This window comes from Bacillus sp. OTU2372 (assembly GCF_038440275.1).
Lineage (GTDB): Bacteria > Bacillota > Bacilli > Bacillales > Cytobacillaceae > Neobacillus > Neobacillus bataviensis_B.
Genome location: NZ_JASATK010000033.1, coordinates 26,250 through 44,902 on the forward strand (window position 1 = coordinate 26,250; position 18,653 = coordinate 44,902).

Here is an 18,653-nt window from a genome sequence, read left to right on the forward strand (position 1 = left end):
CTCTATAGTTAATTTCGTGAAGCAAAAAGGAGAAAATGACTCCTTTTTTCATATAGAAAGGATCATGACGATGAGACTAGGAGTAATCGTGCTACAAGTACTATTTTTGCATGTGTTTTTATTTTTAGGAGCTGCACTTAAAGAAGTGATTCCACTTCCGATTCCAGCTTCAATGTTTGGCCTATTCCTTCTGTTTCTTGCGCTTTTCTTTAAAATGATCAAGCTTGAGTGGGTAGAAAAAGGGGCCAATTGGTTATTAGCTGAGCTGTTGCTTTTCTTTATCCCGTCAGCAGTCGGGATTGTAAATTATGATGAAATTTTAAGCTTACAAGGAGCCGAGATTGTCGGGTTAATAGGGATTAGTACGATTATAGTCATGGGTATGACGGCCATAACGGCTGAGAAAATGAGTGGACGAAAAAGGAGTGAGCAGCATTGATGATGTTTGTATATACCATAGCGACATATCTTATCTATCGTTTTTCAAAAATAGCCTATGGAAAATGGAGCATGCCGTTTTTTCATCCATTATTGCTATCACCGATTTTGTTGATTGTTCTTATTTCCGTTACACATGTGTCTGCAAATCAATATCTGCATGCCTCAAAATGGCTGACTCATTTACTTGGTCCTGCGACCGTTGCCTTTGCGGTGCCCATTTATAAAAACTTAGCAGTTATTAAAAAATATATTGGGACCATCCTTATTAGTATCACTTGTGGATCACTTGTGGCGATTTTTTCTACCTATGGTTTGTCAAAATTGTTCCATTTGAAGTCTGATTTTATTATTTCAATTTTGCCAAGGTCGATCACAACTCCAATTGCGATCGAGGTTTCAAAGGAAATTGGCGGTCTGCCAACGTTAACAACAGTGTTTGTCATTATTACAGGGATCGTTGGGGGTATGGTTGGCCCATCGGTAATTAAAGGACTGTCGATTAAAACACCAATTGCCAGAGGACTTGCATTAGGCATGGGGGCACATGGTGTTGGAACCAATAAGGCGATGGAATACGGAAAGCAGGAAGCTACTTTTTCTTCGTTAGCGATGATTTTTGCAGCATTGATTACCTTAGTTTGGGGAGCATTATTGATCCCTTCTTTAATGAATTTTCATCATATCTTTTAGAAATTTTGGCTGTCATTTTATAATGGCGGCCATTTTGTTTTTTATAGCATATAGTGGATATCATCATATTTATTTTGAAAAAATGGTATTTTTAATGGGCTAAATGAAAAGTTGAAAACATAAAATGAAGGGGTTGTTCAGAAAATCGATTTGCTTGGAAACAAGGAGGAAGATTAATGATCCGAAATGTCATAGTGGTCAGGGATAATGAGGAAAGTGTCAAGAAGGCAATCCGAGAGATATTACGTTCAAAGCATAAGGGGCATGAATACGCCCTTGATTTGACAAGGATAACGGATAGAGAGAGAAAAAGAGAGATTATGAAACAACTAACAAGGTTTTAATACTTGAGTCTCAAGAAGTTTATTGCATTAAAAAAGGGAAACAAGATTGATGAATTCTTCATTTCCCTCAAAGTAAGTATTAGTCTAGCAGCCCTAAGAGATGACGGACTGCATAGGCAAACCCGTCTTCATCATTGGTCTTCGTAACTATATCTGCTGCCTGTTGAACCTGCATTGGGGCATTTTCCATTGCTACAGCGGTTGTTGCTACCTCAAATTGAGCAATATCGTTTCCTCCATCACCAAAGGCGATAATCTCGTCAAATGTGAGGTTCATTATGTCTTGGTAGCGTAGAAGGGCCTTACCTTTATGGGCCTCATTTGAGGTGATCTCCACATTATTTGGATGGGAAGACGCCATCGAGATAGGGAATTTCCCCCCTAGTGCTCTTTTAACCTCGTCAATTATTTCTAGTTGATCTGGGTGAACAAGCGCAATTAGTTTGTAAATTTTTAAGTCCTCAAGTTCAAGTATTTCATCATAGTTGAATTCATTAAATAGTCTGTCGAGTTCCTGCTTACTTTTTTCATGTAACGGTGGCAGTGTTGAAGGCAATCCGCCATGATTTGTGTAAACGAGGATTCCTACATCCATTTTTCTTAAAATTGAAAAAATGTCCTTATACACATCAGTAGTCAAGGTTGCTTCGAAAAGCAGTTCTCTCTCGGCTGAGAACAATACAGACCCATTGATGCAAAAGATAGGCATCTTCATCTTTTGGACTGCCTCTAATTTAATCACATCTGCATAAGCACGACCAGTGTTTAATATTAAACAGTGTCCTTGAGCCTCAAGCTCGTTTAAGACTTTCACACTTTCCTCTGTAATCTCATGCTCAGAATTTAACAACGTACCATCTAAATCAATTGAAATACATTTCATAGGTATCTATTATTCCTTTCCATTATACATAAAATTACTATATCAGATTAAAATAGGACTGCCAATTGATACCTTATAAAGATGTTCCTTAACACAAGGAAATTACTACCATTATATGTGTGTTATAGTGAATAATGGTGACAGGCACGTTTGAAGGAAAAAAGGCAAGCCTTTTTACAGGCTTGCCTTTTGATTTATATGGAGATTTATTAACAGGTGCGGATATTAACCGCGTCTGCCGCCTCGGCCACCGCGTTTTGTTTCGGTGTTCCGTTTGAGGCTTGATAAATTCTCTTCACTAGACTTTAAGAACTTAGCCATTTTATCTTCGAAGCTTTCCTTTGGTTTGAAGTTCCCTTTTGAACGGAAGTCTTTCGAACGGCTATCTCCTCTACCTTGACGCTGTGGGCGCTGTGAATAAGAAGAAGTTTGTCCTTCAGGCTTATCGATTGCTTTTTTGATGGATAGGGCAGTTTTTCCGTCTTTCTCACTAATTACTTTTACCTCAACTACATCGCCAATCTTAAGATGATCATTAACATCCTTTACGTAGCTATCTGCAACCTCACTAATATGCACTAAGCCGGTTGTCCCGCCTGGCAATTCCACAAATGCTCCAAAATTAGTAATTCCGGTTACTTTACCTTGTACTTTACTGCCTACTTCAACTGACATAAAAATATGTTTCCCCCTCATAAATGTTAAAGACACTTTATTATAACAAAAACTTTAGAAAAATAACATATAGTCTATTTCTTCTATTTTGCCAATTCATACCTAGTTTCGACAACAGCTTTTTAAATATAAATTGGAACCTCATACACGCTGCTCCCAGCCTGACATAAAAGGTTCACAGGAATGTAACATCTATACTGAAACACATGGAAAGGGGGGGAAATAATAGTAGTGTAATGAGATGCAATAAAAGTAAAAAATTCCGATTGGAGTTTACTACTCTAGAAGGAGATGGATTCGGTTCTCTCAAGAAAGTTTGGATATATTGCCGGTAGAAAGGAGGTACATTTTTCTATAAAAAATCCGGTAAACAACATAAATGAATCGGAATTTAAGGGTCTAGGCTGATTGTTTTGCATTTCATTCAACATTATGGCGGGGGTTTATGTATAGTTGGTCATTTGAGCTTTCGTCATAATCGCAAAACCTTATGTCTAAAATAGTTGCTTGCCATAGTAACGACACGATAACGGAGCAATAACAACTTAATAAAATTTTCGGTCAATCCAATAAAATGCCTCTACTATAACAACATCTGAAAACTAGGGAAATGAGGGATGATGCCAGGGGAATGAACATTTTTTGTAGCGAGTCAGCCAAAATGGCCGACTCGCTTTTTAAAAAGGTTATGAATTATAGAAAAGTCACGTATAAGTAGTATGAATATGGAATGACCTATATTGAAAGGGGAAAATGATTTTGACCAATCAATCAGGACCATATAATATTTATAGCTACTTCGTGGGATACAATCCTCCAACCTCCATAAATCCCAATCCTATTTTTCCAAAAATAAAAAGAACTGCTTTTCTTAGTCCCTTCACCTTTGTGGTCGGAGATGTGACGATCCGCGATCATACCTATGTGGGGCCTTTCGTGAGCATTCGCGCGGACGAGGGAACTCCGTTTTATATTGACAGAGATTGTAATCTCCAAGATGGTGTCATCCTGCATGGCCTGAAAAATAAGCATATGGATGTTAATGGGAAAAAATATTCAATCCATATAGGACCAAGAGTTTCTTGTGCCCATGGTTCATTGATTCATGGTCCCTGTAAGATTCATCAAGATGTGTTTGTTGGTTTTAAGGCAATCGTTTATAACGCTCAGGTTGGAGAAGGAAGCTTTATTTCCACAGATGCAGTTGTTACAGGAGGTGTCACACTGAAGCCACACAGCTTTGTACCGCCTGGTGCTCATATCGATTCACAAGCAAAAGCGGATTCTTTATCCCCTGTTCCAATAACTGAAGAAGAGTTTGCTAAGGAAGTACAAAGGGTGAATCAGGAATTTCCATCTTCCTATTCCTTATTGTTCGGGAAAACTAAATGTTCTTGTGGGTTATCGTATTGATTTTTTTTTAAGAGGAATAAGATACTTTTCCCTCGGTGAAACTACCTTTTGTTTACTATTTGATGAAATGGGGACTAACTATGAAGGAAGTTTTACAACAGGTAAAAGAAGAATTAGAAAAGGCGTATGACCATCCGCAATCGACTGACCTGGATCGTTGTATTGTCCAGCTTCAGCAAGCTTTGAAACAGAATGGCGATAAAGGAACAATGATTGAGGATTGCATCCGTTCTTTAACGCAAGCGAGAAATGCAGTGGGGGCATTGGAAAATGCAGGAGATGTCTCGTCTGCTGCAGCCTTTGGGGAAGCCTATAATGCCTTGGATCAGGCAATCGAGTCCTATACCGATTAAAAAATGTGATTAAACCTCTAAAAATAGCTAGAGGTTTTTTTGGGGAAATTATTATAAAATTTTCGCTTGTGGATAACTGTTAATAAAAGGACTGTTGAAGTCCAGCTCCAGCGCCTAGCCCCTCGATGGTCTACAGCTACTCAGGGAATGAAGGCAAAGAACGCCTTCTTTCCCTGAGCGTCTTATGCTTGTCGGGGCTGTTCAAGGCGCTTGCGCTTTTGTATGTATAAAAGAATGAGCAGGTTGAAAAGGTCCATAATAAAACGTAAAGGAGGCGTGAGCTATGGATGGAAAATATAATACTAACGATGACGCGAATGTTGAGTTGAAAAAGGCTCTTAGAAATAGCCCACCGAAGAAAAATCCAAATATGAGTGAAGCAGAATATAAATTAAAGATTTTAGGATTAGGGAAGAAAAGTTAATTAAGCCAAGTGTTCCATGGAGGTGATATTATGCCGCGAAATAATCCGGTTGAGTATACAGGCAGAGTCCTAGACCAAAGAAATGATCTTACCGGTCCTAATGATCGTGACGGGAAGGCAACATATCCTGAACGTCCAAAAACTGTGCCGATCCAGGATCCGAATAATAAAAATAAATAACTTCAACGAGGCTGCCAATTGGCAGTCTTTTATTTTTTCAAAAAAGGGCTGTCACAGTTCATTTAGCACAACCTAAGCATATGAGTTTGTTTCCTTTATTTCAATTGATACTATAGTAGTAAATCTTCAACATGAAAGGATATTTATAATATGGCAACCATTCATATACCTGTTTCGGTTTTAAATCTTGCCCCCATCCGCGAGGGACAGGACTCCAAACAAGCGATTGAGGCAATGGTAGACCTTGCTCAATCCGTAGAAAAAATGGGCTATCAGCGCTATTGGATTGCGGAGCATCATAATACTTCAACACTGGTCAGTTCAGCGACATCTATTTTAATACAACATACATTGGAACATACGAGTCAAATTCGAGTGGGATCGGGAGGAATCATGCTTCCAAACCATGCGCCCCTAGTGGTTGCCGAACAGTTCGGCACAATGGCCACGATGTTTCCAAACCGTGTCGATCTGGGCCTAGGCCGCGCACCAGGTACCGATATGATGACAGCAAGTGCTCTAAGACGCTCGAAAAATGATTCTGTCTACACCTTCCCTGAGGACGTACAGGCATTGCTTACTTATTTCGGACCAATCGAGCAGCAAAGTTACGTCAAAGCATATCCTGGGGTCGGGACCAATATTCCAATTTATATTCTCGGGTCCTCAACGGATTCTGCTTATTTGGCAGCAAGTTTGGGTTTACCATATGTATTTGCCTCCCATTTTGCTCCGAGATTTATGGAAGAGGCAATATCAATTTATCGGGAACGTTTCCAACCGTCCGAGTATTTGGAAAAACCATATATGATGGTTTGCTTAAATGTGATTGCGGCTGAAACAGATGAGGAAGCGAAATGGCTGTCAACAACCAAGGAGCAATTCTTCCTAAATGTTGTCCGCGGGACACAAAATCCGTTACGCCCTCCTGTCGAAAATATAGATGAGCTATGGAGTCCGGTGGAAAAAGAAATGGCTTCTTCGATGTCGAGTGTGACGTTGTTGGGAAGCAAGGAAACCGTCCGTCAGCAATTAACGAATTTCCAAGATAGATACCACGTTGATGAAATTATGGCTGTATCTTATATCTTTGATGAAGAAAAACAAAAACGTTCTTATGAAATCTTTAAAGAGATCGTGGATGGCAAATAAACCTTGTTAAAAAAATCACCCTCTAAAAATTTAGAGGGTGATTTTTTTTAGTTATTTTCTTTTTGAAATTTAGTCATAAATTCACTGAAAGCTTGGCAAGCTTCAACAGGAACGGCATTGTAGGCAGAAACGCGGCATCCGCCAATAGAACGATGTCCATTAACCCCTACGAAACCTTCTTGTTTTGCCAGCTCTAAGAATTTCTTCTCCAATTCAGGAGTTTTTATGTTAAAGGTAAGGTTCATTAGTGAACGGCTGTCCTGGTCCGCATGGCCAATGTAAAAACCATTGCTATTGTCAATAACTGAGTAGATGAAGTTTGCTTTTTCTTCATTTCGCTTAGCGATTGTCTCCAAACCACCTAAACCACGTGCCCAGTTAAGAACTTCTCCAAGCATATAAATGCCAAAGGTTGGCGGTGTATTGTAGAGTGAATTATTTTTCGCATGTGTGCTGTATTTTAACATTGTCGGAATGTTCGTGTTCGCACGCTCAAGCAAATCTTTGCGAATAATCACAACTGTTACACCTGATGGACCGAGGTTCTTTTGCGCACCCGCATAAATTAGGGCAAATTTGCTGACATCAATCGGCTTAGAAAGGATATCGCTCGACATGTCAGCAATCAAAGGCACATCTCCAGTATCAGGGAAGTCTTTCCACTGGGTCCCATAAATCGTGTTATTGGAGGTAATATGCACATAAGCATCTTCCTGGTTGTACTGTAATTCATCAAGTTTAGGAATGCTGCGGTAGTTTCCTTCTTTTGTTGAAGCAGCCTGGTAAACATCTCCAAATAATTTAGCTTCGGAAAAAGCCTTCTCTGACCAGGAACCTGTCATAACATAACTTGCTTTTTTTCCTGACTGTAAAAAATTCATCGGGATCATCGAAAATTGAAGGCTGGCTCCGCCTTGTAGAAATAGAACTTCATGAGTATCCGGTATGGCTAATAGTTCTCGTAAGCTGCTAATCGCCTGATTATGTACTTCCTCATACGGGCGGCTGCGGTGGCTGAGTTCCATAACTGACATTCCAGTACCACGGAAATCGATTAACTCTTCTTGAGCTTTCTCTAGAACTGAAAGAGGTAAAGCAGAAGGACCGGCATTAAAATTGTAGGCGCGTTGAACTTGTAATTTCACTTTTCTCACTCCATCTGTTTTTGTTTATTTGACTATAACATAGATTCAATTTTCGGAAAATAAATTTTACCCCGCGAAGGAAAGATATTTTAAAAAAATTAAATGAAAGCGTTTCATCTTACAGGTTATGTAAAAATGAACTTCATTATTTAGGATTTACATTTGTTCTGTCTAAATCCAGCCATTATGGTAACTATACATAAAGAGTAAAATGTTTATTCATTACACTATTGTTAGGAGGACACAACATGGAAGCATCCCTGAAAGTGGGGGAAATAGCCCCGGACTTTTCACTGCCGGCTACCACAAAGGAGAAAATTTCCTTATCGGACTATCGCGGCCAGAAAAATATTGTCGTCGCTTTTTATGGAATGGATTTTACCCCAGGCTGAATTAAAGAAATAGCCTCTTGGAAAGAGGATTATAAACAGTTTGATCAAACGGATTCAGAGGTTTTATCGATTAGCGTTGATCATATTCATTCGCATCGGGTTTTTGCAGCAAGCATGGGGACTTTACCATATCCATTATTATCGGATTGGCATAAACAAACGGTAAAAGACTATTTTGTTTTTAACGAAAAAGGAGGGACTGCCATTAGGTCCGTGTTTGTTGTTAATAAAGATGGAATCATTACATATTTAAATACTACATTTAAGGCAGATAAAAGAGAGGATTATGAAGCCGTATTTCATGAACTCGAAAAATTAAATGTTCATTAGAAAACCAAACAATAAAATTAACTAAAATAAAAGACCATTGAGAAGTGGTCTTTTATTATTTCATATCCAAAAATTTTCTAGATTAATAAAACATAAGGAATATTTAATAAAATTTGTCAAAAATTATAAATCAGGTGGTGATGTAGATGTCATTATTTCGGAAAATGAAGAAAGCCAAGATCAGTGTCAAAAATAGACCATTTACTATCCCTGATCAGGTTTTAGATGGAAAAAGTAAATTATCTGCGTCTCTAAAAGAAACGGAGTCATTAATAAAAAATGTTTTAGGTGAAAATGATGATTTTCAGGTAAAACATTTTAAAATTTTTGGACAGTACCATGCGGCCATGTTTTATTTTTCTAATTTAGTTAACCAGGACCATGTTAATAAAGATATTTTAAGACCTCTTATGTATGTTCCTGAGCATTTAATTTCAAAAGAGAAGCCACTTAATCAATTAATCGACATCATCATGCATGAAACCCTTTATCATGGTCAAGCCATGGTAGAAGAAAGTTTAGATAAACTAATTGCTGTTCTTTTACGCGGTGAAACCGTTATTTTTGTTGATGGCATCACAGAAGCTATCCATGTATCTACAAGGGAAGTGGAACATCGTTCTGTCACTCAGCCGGAAACAGAGCAGGTTATTTTAGGTCCACGCGAAGGATTTATTGAAAATATTGATACCAATATTGCGATGCTGAGATACCGCCTTCCAACAGCCGATTTTCAAGTTAGAACGATGGAAATTGGAAGATTGACGAAATCCACTGTTTGTTATTGTTATATAAAAGGTATTACAAACGAGACCGTTATAACCGAGGTCGAAAATAGACTTTCGGCCATTGATATTGATGCCATAATGGATGCTGGGTATTTAGAACAATTTATTGAAGATAATCACTTTACACCGTTTCCCCAAATACAGACAACAGAACGCCCTGACAAAACAGTTGCCAATTTAGTGGAAGGCCGGGTTGCTATCCTTGTAGATGGCTCCCCTTTTGCGCTGTTAGTCCCGGTTGTTTTTAACCAATTCTACCAAACGGCAGAGGATTATGCTTCAAGGTTTTTGATGGGTACTTTTGCGAGGTTTGCTCGCGTGTTGGCACTTGTCTTTTCACTGATCTTTCCTTCACTTTATGTGTCGTTGATTGCGTTTAATCCTGAATTGCTACCGACCGAATTTGCTGTAGCCGTAGCGGGCGGGAGGGCAGGTGTCCCATATCCTGCTGTAGTTGAGGTACTTATAATTGAGATATCTATGGAAATCTTGAGGGAAGCAACGGTACGGCTGCCGAGGCAAGTGGGTGGCGCCCTATCCATTGTAGGGGTGTTAGTTGTCGGGCAGGCTGCGGTGGAAGCCGGTTTGGCAAGTCCAATTACAGTGGTTGTTATTGCTTTAACGACTATAGGCTCATTTGCAACACCAGCATATACAGCCGCCTTTGCCCTAAGAATGTTAAGGTTCCCAATCATGATTTTAGCGGGAATATTTGGTCTTTACGGAGTCATGATCGGAATTATCCTTACTTTCAATCATTTACTGAATCTTAAATCCTTTGGAGTACCATATATGGCACCAGTTTCTCCAGGAAGTACACAGGGAATGAAAGATGTTGTCACACGGAGCCCTCTTTGGTCGATGTCGAAAAGACCTAGTTTCCTTCAACCTGCGAATCGTAAAAGACATGAACAAAATGATAATGAACAGTAGGAACTAATCAATGGGAGGGTACTTGCAATGGAAAACCATAGGGAAATCACCACCGTACAAGCCTCGACGATCCTAATAAGTACCATCATTGGTGTGGGAGTACTTCCATTGCCGTTGTTTGCTGTTCGAGGCGGGGGATCAGGGGCTCCGCTTGTCACGTTAGCCGGAATCATCCTAGCAGCAATAGGGTTATTTATTATTACAATATTAGGAACCCGCCATCCGCAAAAAACAATTATCACCTACGGCGAGGATATTGTCGGAAAATGGATTGGGAAAATGTGCAGTATGATTGTGATTTTCTTTTTTGTCATATTATCGGCTTTGGCTGCTCGTGAATTTGGAGAGGTTGTTGTTTCGGCTGTTTTGAGAGAAACACCATTGGAAGTAACGGTGTTTGTTATGCTGCTGATTGCATGCCTGAGTGTAAGGTACAATATAAACACTTTTGCTTATATTCACAATTTTTATGTACCAGCTATTTTGGGGCCAGTCTTAATTATTGTTGCATTTTCGTTAAAAAATGCAAATCCCTTATACCTGCGTCCTCTAATTGAAAATGATTTCTATTCCATGGCCAAAGGAATGTTAACGATTGCTGCTTTGTTTCAAGGTTCCTTTATCGTTACGATGATTATACCTTTTATGAAAAATCCAAAAAAGGCAATAAAGGCAAGCTTTTGGGGCATTTTTATATCAGGAGGGGTTTACCTTTTAATAGTGATCGCTACCATAGCTGTATTTGGAACGGAAGAGATTAAACAGATATTCTGGCCAACACTCGAATTAGCACGTACCACTGCATTGCCGGGAAATATCCTGCAGCGATTAGATGTCATCTTTTTAGCTGTTTGGGTGACAGCTGTATTTACTACTCTTTTTTCAAGCTATTATTTTACAATTTATTCTATAAAACAAATTGCTAAGTTAAAAGACCACCGGATGTTGTCGTTTTTTATAATGCCTTTTGTGTTTTTTTTAGCTATGCTGCCGCAAAACATTTTGCAATTGTACGATGTTATTCAAATCGCTGGAAGAGCAGGATTATTAATAACCATTCTTTACCCCGCAATGTTATTAGCCATGGATCTCTTTAGGAGTAGAAGAAGGAGGAAAAAAAGTGACGTACAAGAATCATAGCTTACGATTAGTCATCATTTTTTTTCTCCTTTTTCCTCTCCTTTCAGGGTGTTGGGACTCACAAGAGATCGAACAGCGTGCAACTGTATTAGCAATAGGTATTGACCAGGCTTCCAATAAAGAAGAAAATCAGCAATCTGAAGGCGGTATAACCCATTTAGACAAGAATTCCTCAGAACCAAATGAAGAGTTGATTAGGGTGACTGCTCAAATTGCAGTCCCTGGCCGCATTCCACTCGGACCGACACAAGGCCAAAGTTCGCATAATTCGGTGTTGATTGTCCGAGTTGTAGGCCACACCATTCAGGACGCCATGCTCAATCTTCAACAGCAGGTGGCTTACGAAACGTTCCTCGGACATTTACGGATTATTGTTCTGAATGAAAAGATAGCGAAAAAGGGGACGCAACGATTTAATGACTTTTTAAGGCGTAATCCGCAGATCCGCAGAACAGCTTCACTAGCTGTTTCAAAAGAGCCAGCAGAAGATTATATGAGGCTTGTCCCAGAACTGCAACGAATACCATCATTGTATTTAGCGGACATGGTCGATAATTTATCGGCATTAGGCAGATTTCCCCCCAGTTTTATTGGTTTGTTCTGGACCATACTTTCTAGTAAGGGACAAGACCCGTATCTTCCCTATCTTACCATCAAAGATAAGAAGTCCATTCAATTAAGTGGACTAGCTTATTTTAGAGGAGATAGGATGGCAGGAAAGACATCACCCCTTGAAATAGGATTTTATATGGCTATCAGAGGGATTGGGAGAGGCGGATATAGCGCTTTTATTAAAGTGCCGGGAAAAGAGGAATTTGTAATGGTTAAGGCCATCTCTCGAAAAACAAAAGTTAAGGTAAAATTAAAAGATGGGAAACCACATGTGGATATCAAGGTTCGTTATGAGAGTGAAATAGAAGAAAAGACAAGTCAAAGTATTTATATTAACGATTCAACTATTATCGGGAAAATACAAAAAGAAACTTCAAAAGAAGTAGAAAAATCTCTAAAGAAGTTTATTGCCAAAACACAAAAAGCTGAAAGTGATATTTTTGGTTTTGGAGAACATGTCCGAGCAAAATATCCGAAATATTGGACCAAGGAGATTGGAACGAAAGAAAATTGGAAAAGAGTATATAAAGACATTACTTATGATGTTCATGTTGATACCCGTATTCATCGGGTAGGAATGAAAGCAAAGTAAATGTGGAGGACTAGATAGGATGTTTATTGGTTTTTTACCATATGTCATTGTTATCTTCATCGCAACAGGGCTTTTCATTCTACTGGTCGATGCCAAAATGTACAAAAAAGAAAAACAGAAAAAAGAACATAAAGCATCATTAATTTTCGGATGGATGAATATAGCCCTCGGTCTTGGATTGTTTTTGGTTAATTGGATTTACAACAATTTTATTTGGTAAGGAATGTATTCAAAACAGATATTGGAGGAGTTAATACATGGAACATAATGAAAAAATGGAACAATTACTTCGCGATTACGGTTATCCTGAGCAGTCTATTCCAAGACTAGTCCAAGAAATAAGCTCAATGAGCTTTGATAAGGTAAAAAAGCTGATTCTTCCATATAACGATATTACAGCAGACAAATCATCAAGAACTTAATGAAAAACTAAACAGGACAACAAATAAGACCCGGTTTATTCTGGGTCTTTTTCATTTGCTTAAAGGGAAAGTATGAATATTTTCAATTATACATCTGTATAATGTTTTATGAACAAAAATTATGCCCAAAATACTTTAATGGTCTACTGTACGAAAGGGAATGAGTAAATATCAACAATATATTATAAAAATAAGATTTAGAATATTTTTATAATATATTGACATAAAAAAGACAAGCATTTATATTAATAGAATATTATACATAAATATACATGAATTTAGAGGGTGATTGATATGTTCGTAACGGTTGGCCCCGGGCAATATCACAGAAATGCTGGTATAATATCTGATTCTGGTTTATACATAAAGAGGTTTGGATCCACCGCCGTTCTAGTCGGAGGAAATACAAGTCGCCAAGTTATCGATGGACCGCTCCGGCAAAGTTTATCCGAACATGGAATGACTTTGAAACATTCACTTTGGTTTGGGGGAGAATCCTCGCAAACGAATATTGATAGATTGGTAGAACAATTAAAGAATGAAACATTTGACGTACTTATTGCAACTGGTGGAGGAAAGGCGCTAGATACAGCGAAAGCTGCAGCCTATTATCTGAATAAACCGTTAGTGGCCATCCCAACGATTGCCGCTACCTGTGCTGCTGCAACCCCGATTTGTATTCTCTACAGTGATGAAGGAGAATTCCTAGAAATCAGCCGAAATTCCAAAGTACCAGAATTAGTCTTGGTAGATACAAATGTTATTTTGAATGCACCTGTCCGCTATTTAATTGCTGGGATAGGCGATACATTGGCGAAATGGTTTGAAACCAAATGTTCGATCAAAAAAGCAGTGCCAAATGCGATTAATCAAACGGCCATTGCAATTGCTGGCCAATTATATCAAACCTTAATTCAAAAAGGAACAACGGCAGTAAGCTCGATTCATGAGCAAAATATAACGGATGCACTTAATGACATCATTGATGCAATTATTTTAGTCAGTGGCAGCGTAAGCGGCTATGGCGGAGATGATTGCCGGACAGCAGCAGCTCATGCAATTTACTCAGGATTGACCATCTTCCCTGAAATTCACGATACCTACCATGGTGAGATTGTCGCATTTGGGATTTTAGCGCAGTTATGTATGGAAGGCACGGAAGAGCAAGAAGTAAGAACGTTAATTAATTATTATCAACAAGTAGGTTTGCCTTACACATTAGAACAGATGGCAATCAAAAGTTTAACCGAAAATCAATGGAAAGCGTTAGGTGAAATTACCGTTACGATTGAAGATATGGCGAATATGCCATTTGAGGTGACACCTGATATGGTCATAACATCCGTCAAAAAGGCAAATGAGATTGGAACAGACATGTTAGTAGCAACTAAATAAATTAATAGATAAAATAGGGGGATTTATTCATGAAAAAGTGGTTAGGTTTATTATGTTCAATCATGTTGTTAGTTGCATTAGCGGCTTGCGGGAAAGACGAAGCATCCAGCACTAGTGCGGATGGAAAGAAATCATCGGAACCTTTAAAGGTAACACTGCCTACATGGACAGGCTATGGTCCATTATTTTTAGCAAAAGAAAAAGGATTCTTTAAGAAAAACGGAATTGATGTGGATCTTTCTATCGTAGAAGGTTTAGCGGAGCGTAAACAAGCATTAGCTAGTGGGAAAATTGATGGTATGGCAACAGCCCTCGATGTTCAAGTCACACTTGCTGCATCAAAGATTCCTGTTCAAGTTGTTTGGGTATTAGATGATTCCCACGGCGGCGACGGAATTCTTGTTAAAAAAGGCATCAATAGTGTTAAAGACTTAAAAGGTAAAAAAGTAGCATTTGAAGTAGGCTCAACAAGTCATATGCTGGCATTAACAGCATTAAAGCAAGGCGGATTAACAGAAAAAGATGTTGAGGTTGTCCAAATGTCTGCAGGCGACGCCGGAGCAGCATTTGCTGCAGGTAAAGTAGATGCAGCCGTAACTTGGGAGCCGTGGCTATCTAAAGGTTCTGAAGCAAATGGAAAGGTGTTATTATCGACAAAAGATTTACCTGGTATCATTGTTGACACCGTTAGCTTTAAGGAAGATGTCATTAAAAACCGCCCGGATGATGTAAAAGCATTTGTTAAAGCTATGGGTGAAGCAATGCAATATTGGAAAGATCATAAAGATGAAGCAGATGAAATTATGGCCAAGGGCTTAAAAATTGATACAAAAGAATTCGTTGGAACTGAATCAGGTTTGAAGTTCTTTACAAAAGAGGAGAACAAAGAACTTTTTGGTACTGAAAGCAGCAATGGTTCAATCTATAAATCAACCGAAAATGCGATTCAGTTTTATAAAGAGCAGGGTATTATAAAAACTGAACCTAAAACGGATGAGATTATTAACCCAAGTTTTCAGTAATAAGTGGAATCCAGTACAGCCTAATATATGAGCTTCTCATATGTTAGGCTTTTTAAACAGATTGATAGAATGGGTGAGTATGATGTTGGAAAAATTGTTTACGCCTAATAAGGAGATTCCCAAAGGGTTTTATTCAACCGCGGGGTTTGTTACCTTTGTTATATTTTTAGCGGTTTGGTGTGTACTAACATATGGTGGAATTGTTAATCCGCTGTTTTTACCGACACCAACTGCAGTATTATCAACTGGTATTGATTTATTTGTGAATGGAGATCTTCTTTCTGATATTGGGATAAGTTTTTCAAGGGTATTGGTGGGATTTCTTGTTGCTGCTGTTATCGGCATACCTCTCGGGATATTAATGGGATCTTTAAAAATCATGGAAGGCGCCTTTGAACCAATTATTGGATTCATTCGCTATATGCCGGCCTCTGCCTTTATTCCATTATTAATCTTATGGATCGGACTTGGAGAACCGGAGAAAATGAGCGTTATTTTTCTAGGAACCTTTTTCCAGTTAACCCTTATGATTATGGACGTGACGAAAAATGTTCAAAATGACTTAATTGAAGTTTCTTATACGTTAGGTGCCAAAAAAGGCCAAATGTTTACCAAGGTTATCTTACCGGCAGCACTCCCAGGGATTGTTGATACCTTAAGAATTACCTTTGGATGGGCATGGACTTATTTAGTCGTCGCGGAAATCGTCGGTGCTTCCAGTGGATTAGGATATATGATCATGCAGGCATCCCGTTTCCTGCAGCCGGATAAAATTATTGTTGGTATTTTAATTATTGGTTTACTGGGGCTGTTAACAGATATGGTCTTTAAAGCCATTTATCGCGCTTCGTTTTCATGGATGAGAAAGGATGGTTTGTAAGATGGTCATATCAGCTGCGAAAAATGTGGGATTTGATAAAAATCAACCAAAACTGGCTACACCAAAGTTAGAAATTAAAGAGGTAGGTAAAGTTTTTAAGACAAAAAGCGGTGAAACTACGGCCTTAGAGAAAACATCCTTTACTATAAGTGAAGGTGAGTTTGTTACGATTTTGGGACCTTCAGGATGTGGTAAATCTACCGTTTTACGGATAGTAGCTGGTTTGGAGGAAGCTACATCCGGAGAGGTATTACTCGATGGTCAAAAAATCAATGGTCCCGGACCTGACCGTGGGATGGTGTTTCAATCCTATACGTTATATCCATGGCTAACGGTAAAGGAAAACATTACATTTGGCTTAAAATTACAAGGCGTTTCGCAAAAGGAACGTGACGATGTTGCTCGTCATTATCTTCAGTTAATTGGGTTAGAAGGATTTGAGAAGCATTACCCCATTCAATTGTCAGGCGGTATGAAGCAACGGGTTGCTATTGCGCGTGCCTTGGCGAATGATCCTAAAATTCTCTTAATGGATGAACCATTTGGTGCACTAGATGCGCAAACGAGAAATATCATGCAGGAAGTCCTTTTAAAAGCCTGGGAAGAGTCGAAGAAAACGATATTGTTTATTACCCATGATGTAGAGGAATCGATTTTCCTTGCTGATTCTGTCTATGTGATGACTGCTAGACCAGGCCGTTTAAAGAAAAAGGTACCAATTACATTGGATAGACCAAGGGATTTCAGTGTCAAAGGATCTGTAGAATTTGCAGGTTATAAGGAAGAATTGCTGTCGTTGATTAGGGAAGAGAGTCTGAAGGCAATCCATTAGGCAGTTTGACAATTTAATACTGTCAAAACTAAGGTGGATTCTACAAAGCAAGGATGGAATTCTACAAATGTATGAGGAATTCTACTAAGACTGCTAGGAATTCTACAAATCAAGAAAGTAATTCTACAAAAATTGGAGTATTTTTCAAAATAATTTCTTTAAGGATTAGCGGAAGGTGTTTATCAGGTGAAAATTGATTCATTTTTTTCGAATAACATAAAAAAGGCACTTAAGAACAATCCGCCAGGTGAATGGATGCCTGCGCTTCCAGAGGAATGTATCCGTTTGAGTTCGGGCTATCCGGATCCCGTACTAGTCCCTTCACAGCAAATTAAGGAAGCAGTAGCTAAACTAATTGAAGAAGAACAGGATTTACCTCTTCATTATCTTGGAAGTCCACGGATTGATTTGCTCAAGCAGCAAATCCAGAAGCGATTACACCAGCGTGGAATGAAGGTATATGAGCGAGAACTATTAATAACTTCAGGAGCTTGTCAAGCGCTTGATTTAATTGCCCGTGTCATTATTGACGAGGAATCGGTTGTGGCGGTAGAAGCTCCAACATATATGGAAGCATTAGAGATATTTCAAAACTATACGAAGCAGATTATTAATATACCTGTAGATGAAAACGGACTTCAAACTAGCTTATTAGAAGAAGTATTAAAGGAAAGAACGCAAAAAGGTCTACCGTTGCCCCGGATTATGTATACAATCCCTACTGCGCAAAATCCGACAGGGACAACAATGGATTTGGAACGCCGGAAGCATTTGTTAAAATTGGCCGGCGAATATGATTTCCTCATTTTAGAAGATGATGCATATGGGGAACTTTCATTTGGAGATAGTCCAATCCCGTTAAAAGCAAACGACACTGAAGGAAGAGTCCTTCACGTCGGCTCTTTATCCAAGGTGGTTGCTCCAGGGATGCGGATAGGCTGGGTAGCTGGCAGTGAGGAATTCATTACTGCATTTGCTTGGTTTAAAAAAGACTTAGATCACCCATTTGCACAGGCATCAGTGGCCTCGTATTTAGAGGAAATTGATTTTGAAGAACGGCTTAACATGTTAAAAGAAATATATAGTAAGAAATGTGATACGTTAATCGATGCCCTGCAGATTTATTTTCCTGAATCTGTTACTTGGTATATGCCAAGCGGGGGTTATTTTGTTTGGGTTCATATTCCTGGACTAGATACTTCGGAATTGTTAGTACGGTCCTTGGTAAAGGGCGTTTCTTTCATTCCAGGGGAGTATTTCTTCTTAAAGCCACAGGATGGGACTGAGTATTTCCGTCTCTCGTTTTGTTATGAAAGTGAAGCTGAAATTACTGAGGGTATAAAACGCCTAGGACAGCTGCTTACGGAACGGTTAAAAGTTAATTCTTCATTATTAAAATGAGCAAGGGGATGTTCCTTCTGTTAAGGAATGTTCCCTTCTTTATTTGAGATAATAAATCTGCCTGAGATTAATAAAATGGAAATAATTTCTGATTGTATACAATTTATATAGGTGGTATTATATAAAGATCGCCTCTGAAAGAGGAATAAAAACATAGTCTGGCAATTCTGGCGAGAAGGTCACACCCGTTCCCATACCGAACACGGAAGTTAAG

22 protein-coding genes and 1 rRNA gene are annotated in these 18,653 nt (G+C 38.8%); 20 read left to right on the plus strand and 3 right to left on the minus strand.

All coding sequences use genetic code 11. The features are described 5' to 3' along the window. Nucleotides 1–70: 70 nt before the first annotated feature. The 3 genes from AAHB15_RS27345 (at nt 71) to AAHB15_RS27355 (ending at nt 1,475) form a co-directional block, all read left to right on the plus strand. Entirely contained in the window at nt 71–439 is a 369-nt protein-coding gene (locus AAHB15_RS27345) for a CidA/LrgA family protein (RefSeq protein WP_342043705.1), read from the plus strand. Next, a complete protein-coding gene (locus AAHB15_RS27350) occupies nt 439–1,131 on the plus strand; it encodes an LrgB family protein (protein ID WP_335574584.1) in 693 nt (230 codons plus the stop codon). The genes AAHB15_RS27345 and AAHB15_RS27350 overlap by 1 nt, the downstream gene beginning before the upstream one ends. A gap of 176 nt (nt 1,132–1,307) precedes the next feature. Further along, on the plus strand, nt 1,308–1,475 hold the full coding sequence (locus AAHB15_RS27355; protein WP_186446677.1) for a hypothetical protein: 168 nt from the start codon (nt 1,308–1,310) through the stop codon (nt 1,473–1,475). A 79-nt stretch (nt 1,476–1,554) separates the two neighbouring features. Here the strand turns inward: AAHB15_RS27355 and AAHB15_RS27360 are convergent, their stop codons facing one another. After that, entirely contained in the window at nt 1,555–2,358 is an 804-nt protein-coding gene (locus AAHB15_RS27360) for an HAD family hydrolase (protein ID WP_098531870.1), read from the minus strand. A gap of 225 nt (nt 2,359–2,583) precedes the next feature. Then, nucleotides 2,584–3,033, minus strand: coding sequence for a S1 domain-containing RNA-binding protein (locus tag AAHB15_RS27365; RefSeq protein WP_098531869.1), 450 nt, complete (start codon nt 3,031–3,033; stop codon nt 2,584–2,586). 759 nt (nt 3,034–3,792) lie between these two features. On the opposite strand from AAHB15_RS27365, the gene AAHB15_RS27370 reads away from it, so the two are divergent. The 5 genes from AAHB15_RS27370 (at nt 3,793) to AAHB15_RS27390 (ending at nt 6,555) form a co-directional block, all read left to right on the plus strand. Further along, nucleotides 3,793–4,446 carry a carbonate dehydratase gene (locus tag AAHB15_RS27370; RefSeq protein ID WP_335574569.1) on the plus strand — a complete coding sequence of 218 codons (654 nt, stop codon included), beginning with the start codon at nt 3,793–3,795 and terminating at the stop codon, nt 4,444–4,446. An 80-nt stretch (nt 4,447–4,526) separates the two neighbouring features. Further along, nucleotides 4,527–4,799, plus strand: coding sequence for a hypothetical protein (locus tag AAHB15_RS27375; protein WP_335574570.1), 273 nt, complete (start codon nt 4,527–4,529; stop codon nt 4,797–4,799). A gap of 283 nt (nt 4,800–5,082) precedes the next feature. Continuing rightward, nucleotides 5,083–5,223, plus strand: a complete 141-nt coding sequence (locus AAHB15_RS27380) for a hypothetical protein (protein ID WP_335574571.1) — start codon at nt 5,083–5,085, stop codon at nt 5,221–5,223. 30 nt (nt 5,224–5,253) lie between these two features. After that, nucleotides 5,254–5,403 (plus strand): hypothetical protein, encoded by a 150-nt coding sequence (locus tag AAHB15_RS27385; RefSeq protein ID WP_335574572.1) that lies wholly within the window; start codon nt 5,254–5,256, stop codon nt 5,401–5,403. A 150-nt stretch (nt 5,404–5,553) separates the two neighbouring features. Beyond that, a complete protein-coding gene (locus AAHB15_RS27390) occupies nt 5,554–6,555 on the plus strand; it encodes an LLM class flavin-dependent oxidoreductase (RefSeq protein WP_342043708.1) in 1,002 nt (333 codons plus the stop codon). Nucleotides 6,556–6,602: 47 nt separating this feature from the next. Here the strand turns inward: AAHB15_RS27390 and serC are convergent, their stop codons facing one another. After that, complete coding sequence (serC, locus tag AAHB15_RS27395) at nt 6,603–7,700, minus strand: 3-phosphoserine/phosphohydroxythreonine transaminase (RefSeq protein WP_335574574.1); 1,098 nt, start codon at nt 7,698–7,700, stop codon at nt 6,603–6,605. 248 nt (nt 7,701–7,948) lie between these two features. On the opposite strand from serC, the gene AAHB15_RS27400 reads away from it, so the two are divergent. The 12 genes from AAHB15_RS27400 to rrf form a co-directional block, all read left to right on the plus strand. After that, nucleotides 7,949–8,422 (plus strand): redoxin domain-containing protein, encoded by a 474-nt coding sequence (locus tag AAHB15_RS27400; protein WP_261380843.1) that lies wholly within the window; start codon nt 7,949–7,951, stop codon nt 8,420–8,422. Between the two features lie 146 nt (nt 8,423–8,568). Next, nucleotides 8,569–10,143 (plus strand): spore germination protein, encoded by a 1,575-nt coding sequence (locus tag AAHB15_RS27405; RefSeq protein WP_144568665.1) that lies wholly within the window; start codon nt 8,569–8,571, stop codon nt 10,141–10,143. A gap of 27 nt (nt 10,144–10,170) precedes the next feature. Further along, nucleotides 10,171–11,283: a GerAB/ArcD/ProY family transporter gene (locus AAHB15_RS27410; RefSeq protein WP_335574575.1), complete on the plus strand. Its 1,113-nt coding sequence runs from the start codon at nt 10,171–10,173 to the stop codon at nt 11,281–11,283. Beyond that, nucleotides 11,264–12,487, plus strand: a complete 1,224-nt coding sequence (locus tag AAHB15_RS27415) for a Ger(x)C family spore germination protein (protein ID WP_335574576.1) — start codon at nt 11,264–11,266, stop codon at nt 12,485–12,487. Before AAHB15_RS27410 ends, AAHB15_RS27415 begins: the two co-directional genes overlap by 20 nt. A 19-nt stretch (nt 12,488–12,506) precedes the next feature. Further along, nucleotides 12,507–12,707: a CLC_0170 family protein gene (locus AAHB15_RS27420; RefSeq protein WP_098531859.1), complete on the plus strand. Its 201-nt coding sequence runs from the start codon at nt 12,507–12,509 to the stop codon at nt 12,705–12,707. Between the two features lie 37 nt (nt 12,708–12,744). Beyond that, nucleotides 12,745–12,909, plus strand: coding sequence for a hypothetical protein (locus AAHB15_RS27425; protein WP_176541301.1), 165 nt, complete (start codon nt 12,745–12,747; stop codon nt 12,907–12,909). Nucleotides 12,910–13,203: 294 nt separating this feature from the next. Continuing rightward, nucleotides 13,204–14,304 (plus strand): iron-containing alcohol dehydrogenase family protein, encoded by a 1,101-nt coding sequence (locus tag AAHB15_RS27430; protein ID WP_342043710.1) that lies wholly within the window; start codon nt 13,204–13,206, stop codon nt 14,302–14,304. Between the two features lie 29 nt (nt 14,305–14,333). Then, nucleotides 14,334–15,326: an ABC transporter substrate-binding protein gene (locus tag AAHB15_RS27435; protein ID WP_335574579.1), complete on the plus strand. Its 993-nt coding sequence runs from the start codon at nt 14,334–14,336 to the stop codon at nt 15,324–15,326. A gap of 79 nt (nt 15,327–15,405) precedes the next feature. Then, nucleotides 15,406–16,206: an ABC transporter permease gene (locus AAHB15_RS27440; protein WP_342043711.1), complete on the plus strand. Its 801-nt coding sequence runs from the start codon at nt 15,406–15,408 to the stop codon at nt 16,204–16,206. Between the two features lies 1 nt (nt 16,207). Further along, nucleotides 16,208–17,038, plus strand: coding sequence for an ABC transporter ATP-binding protein (locus tag AAHB15_RS27445; RefSeq protein ID WP_335574581.1), 831 nt, complete (start codon nt 16,208–16,210; stop codon nt 17,036–17,038). 186 nt (nt 17,039–17,224) lie between these two features. Then, nucleotides 17,225–18,439: an aminotransferase-like domain-containing protein gene (locus AAHB15_RS27450; protein WP_342043714.1), complete on the plus strand. Its 1,215-nt coding sequence runs from the start codon at nt 17,225–17,227 to the stop codon at nt 18,437–18,439. A gap of 157 nt (nt 18,440–18,596) precedes the next feature. After that, nucleotides 18,597–18,653, plus strand: a 5S ribosomal RNA gene (gene rrf, locus AAHB15_RS30340); the annotation flags it as partial.

What these genes read in the sequence shown, in the direction of transcription:
- AAHB15_RS27345 (WP_342043705.1), top strand. Translation starts at nt 71, where the DNA reads ATGAGACTAGGAGTAATCGTGCTACAAGTACTATTTTTGCATGTGTTT.
- AAHB15_RS27350 (WP_335574584.1), top strand. Translation starts at nt 439, where the DNA reads ATGATGTTTGTATATACCATAGCGACATATCTTATCTATCGTTTTTCA.
- AAHB15_RS27355 (WP_186446677.1), top strand. Translation starts at nt 1,308, where the DNA reads ATGATCCGAAATGTCATAGTGGTCAGGGATAATGAGGAAAGTGTCAAG.
- AAHB15_RS27360 (WP_098531870.1), bottom strand. Translation starts at nt 2,358, where the DNA reads ATGAAATGTATTTCAATTGATTTAGATGGTACGTTGTTAAATTCTGAG.
- AAHB15_RS27365 (WP_098531869.1), bottom strand. Translation starts at nt 3,033, where the DNA reads ATGTCAGTTGAAGTAGGCAGTAAAGTACAAGGTAAAGTAACCGGAATT.
- AAHB15_RS27375 (WP_335574570.1), top strand. Translation starts at nt 4,527, where the DNA reads ATGAAGGAAGTTTTACAACAGGTAAAAGAAGAATTAGAAAAGGCGTAT.
- AAHB15_RS27380 (WP_335574571.1), top strand. Translation starts at nt 5,083, where the DNA reads ATGGATGGAAAATATAATACTAACGATGACGCGAATGTTGAGTTGAAA.
- AAHB15_RS27385 (WP_335574572.1), top strand. Translation starts at nt 5,254, where the DNA reads ATGCCGCGAAATAATCCGGTTGAGTATACAGGCAGAGTCCTAGACCAA.
- AAHB15_RS27390 (WP_342043708.1), top strand. Translation starts at nt 5,554, where the DNA reads ATGGCAACCATTCATATACCTGTTTCGGTTTTAAATCTTGCCCCCATC.
- AAHB15_RS27405 (WP_144568665.1), top strand. Translation starts at nt 8,569, where the DNA reads ATGTCATTATTTCGGAAAATGAAGAAAGCCAAGATCAGTGTCAAAAAT.
- AAHB15_RS27410 (WP_335574575.1), top strand. Translation starts at nt 10,171, where the DNA reads ATGGAAAACCATAGGGAAATCACCACCGTACAAGCCTCGACGATCCTA.
- AAHB15_RS27420 (WP_098531859.1), top strand. Translation starts at nt 12,507, where the DNA reads ATGTTTATTGGTTTTTTACCATATGTCATTGTTATCTTCATCGCAACA.
- AAHB15_RS27425 (WP_176541301.1), top strand. Translation starts at nt 12,745, where the DNA reads ATGGAACATAATGAAAAAATGGAACAATTACTTCGCGATTACGGTTAT.
- AAHB15_RS27430 (WP_342043710.1), top strand. Translation starts at nt 13,204, where the DNA reads ATGTTCGTAACGGTTGGCCCCGGGCAATATCACAGAAATGCTGGTATA.
- AAHB15_RS27435 (WP_335574579.1), top strand. Translation starts at nt 14,334, where the DNA reads ATGAAAAAGTGGTTAGGTTTATTATGTTCAATCATGTTGTTAGTTGCA.
- AAHB15_RS27440 (WP_342043711.1), top strand. Translation starts at nt 15,406, where the DNA reads ATGATGTTGGAAAAATTGTTTACGCCTAATAAGGAGATTCCCAAAGGG.
- AAHB15_RS27445 (WP_335574581.1), top strand. Translation starts at nt 16,208, where the DNA reads ATGGTCATATCAGCTGCGAAAAATGTGGGATTTGATAAAAATCAACCA.